The 2,427-nt window shown below is 66.7% G+C and carries 3 protein-coding genes; 2 read left to right on the forward strand and 1 reads right to left on the reverse strand.

Annotation, left to right across the window (positions count from 1 at the left end):
* The coding region (locus tag AC062T_RS01150) for a helix-turn-helix transcriptional regulator (RefSeq protein ID WP_476026612.1) at positions 1-1,584 on the forward strand (1,584 nt) is incomplete at its 5' end.
* A gap of 15 nt (positions 1,585-1,599) precedes the next feature.
* Here AC062T_RS01150 and AC062T_RS01155 read toward each other — a convergent pair.
* Positions 1,600-1,824 (reverse strand): DUF5652 family protein, encoded by a 225-nt coding sequence (locus AC062T_RS01155; RefSeq protein ID WP_476026614.1) that lies wholly within the window; start codon positions 1,822-1,824, stop codon positions 1,600-1,602.
* Between the two features lie 97 nt (positions 1,825-1,921).
* Here AC062T_RS01155 and AC062T_RS01160 point away from each other — a divergent pair.
* Positions 1,922-2,427, forward strand: a 506-nt coding sequence (locus AC062T_RS01160; RefSeq protein WP_476026616.1) for a GNAT family N-acetyltransferase, incomplete at its 3' end; no start/stop codon positions are given.

The following is a 2,427-nucleotide window of genomic DNA, read 5'->3' on the forward strand; positions in this document are numbered from 1 at the left end:
CGGCGGGCGGGGGGGGTCCCCAGCCCCGCCAGTGCCCCCGATCTGGCCCCCCTTCCTGAGCCGCCGGCGGCGCTCGCCGCCGCTGCCGCCAATATCGCCGCATGCGATGGCGACTTCCGCGTCGCAGAACGGGTGCTCGAGCGCTTTACTGCCGCCGACACCAAGGTGCTCATTCGAGAGAGTGCACCGGCCCGAGCGTTGCGACAGGCTCTCGTCGAGAGCGACCCGGCCGCGGCCGCGGTGACGATTCTCGGTCGGCTGCGCAACGACCACCTCGACTCCAGCGCGGCAGGAGAAGCGCTTGCGGTCCTTGGGCTTGTCAACGTGCTCGTCGCCAAATCGGGCGCTTGGCAGGAGTTTCTTGAGGCGTGCTCTGCGGTATCCGAGCCGCTGCATCCGCAGGTCGCTGCGATCGCGGACTCGATGTCGGCCCTCAACGCGCCGGTGGAGCCGCATCTCAGCTATGCGGCCGCGATCGACAGGCGCGGATGGTCGCAGCTGGCCGGTTGTGTGGCGACGGTTCTCGATGCATTGCGCCACATGCGGTTGACGAGTTCCTTTACTCCCGGTGACGGGTTCGTCACGCCTGTCGGCAACCGGCTCGTGCGGGCGGTGGCGGCGAGCCACGTGTCGCTCATGCTCTCGCACAGCCAGCGCTGGAATGAACTCGAGTCGGCGCTGACGATCGCGCTTGAGGCAACCGACACCGTTCCCATTCCCCTGATGCGAGTCTCTTGCGAAGCCATCCGCGCGTTTGCTGAGGCGTTTCATGGCGACGCGCAGGCGGCACGGCAGCGCGTGGACCGCATCCTGGCGGAGCCCGTACTGAGCCGCTCGTATCGCTTGCGCGCCATAGTGGACTCCGCCGCGGTGATGATCGAGGGCCCGTTAGGCAACTACGAACATGCCCTCGCCCTTCTCTCGACCCGGCAGCCCGACCTTCTCCATCTCACGTCTGGACCGTGCGGGCCGATGGAGCTGTTTGATTTCGTCGACTACGCGCTGATGCTGGGGGCGGAGAAACAGGCCGTCATTCGTGTCGAACAGGTCCGACAGGACCTTCGACGCGCGCCATCGGCCCGTGCCGACTTCGTCCTCGACGCCTGCGACGCGATCATCGCCGCGCGGATCACCTCAACACCGACCGAGGAGTTGCTGGAGCGCGCGGAGTCGCTCCCTTTCACCTACGAGGCCGCTCGCCTGCGTCTTGTCTATGCCGAGCGGTTGCGGCGGTCTCGGCGCACGGCCGAGGCGCGGCGCCACCTCCTTCGCGTCGAATTCGACCTACTCAGCGTGCAGGCGGGTGCCTGGCTCGACCGTGTGAGACGGGAGCTCCGTGCATGCCAGCGTGACATCACCGTGCGTGTCGGTGACCTCACCGAGCAGGAGGTGCGCATCGCCGAGCTCGCCGCGGCCGGCCTGTCGAACAAGGAGATCGGTGCGCGCCTCTACCTGTCGCCGCGCACCGTCGGTGGTCACCTGTACAAGACTTTCCCCAAGCTCGGTGTTACTACCCGTGCACAGTTGCGCGATGCCCTCACCGCCAACACCGGGGCCGATTCTGGGCGGCTGCCGTCGGAGTGAGCCCGCGCGCGCCGTCTAGCGGTTCTTAGGCCGCCGAGAAGGGCTCACGCCGAAGAGGTAGATGGCATCCAGAATGCCGAGCGTGTTCGCGACGAGCAGGGTGACGAACCATGGCTTGCTGTCATCTTTGGCCGCGCGCCACAGTGAGGCGCCCTTCCAGGCGAGGGTCCATGTCACGACCGCGCCGAGGAGCCAGCGTGTGCCCACCGAAAGCTCATTGCCATGCGCATGCGGTTTCATGTCGATCCGATCTTTTGGTTGCCAGCCAGGCTCGAGGGCCCCATTGTGTCACGACGTCGTGAGTGTCACCATGGTCGCGCGAGCGACGGGAGGCGACATGTCGATCACGGTAAAGGCGGCGACAGAATTTGATGACGTCGCACTAGTGCTGGGGCCTAAGCATCCGGAATCCAACGTGTGCTGGTGCCTTTCGTGGAGGCTCCCGTCGAAGGAGAATCGCTCGCTGGTGGGGCCAGCGCGAGCCGAGCGAGTGCGGGAGCTGTGTGCTCGCGCGATTGCGCCCGGTGTGCTCGCCTATCGTGACGGCGAGGTGGCTGGCTGGGCCGGGATTGCGCCTCGCTCGGAGCTCGATCCCTTCGCGACCTCGCGCAAGATCCCGCACGTCGACACGCTGCCCGTGTGGACCCTCTGGTGTATTCGAGTGCGTCCCGGTTTTCGCAAGCAGGGTGTCACCCGTGCGCTCATCGACGGGGCGGTCGAGTATGCGAAGGCGTGCGGAGCGCCAGCGGTCGAGAGCTATCCCACCGACAACGGTGACGCGCGGGTAGACGCCACCTCGGCATTCGTTGGCCTACGCCGGTGGTACGAGGAGGCAGGGTTCGT

This window comes from Homoserinimonas sp. (genome assembly GCF_056262345.1).

Excerpts from the sequence above, each read along its gene's own strand:
- AC062T_RS01155 (WP_476026614.1), bottom strand. The coding sequence starts at position 1,824 with ATGAAACCGCATGCGCATGGCAATGAGCTTTCGGTGGGCACACGCTGG.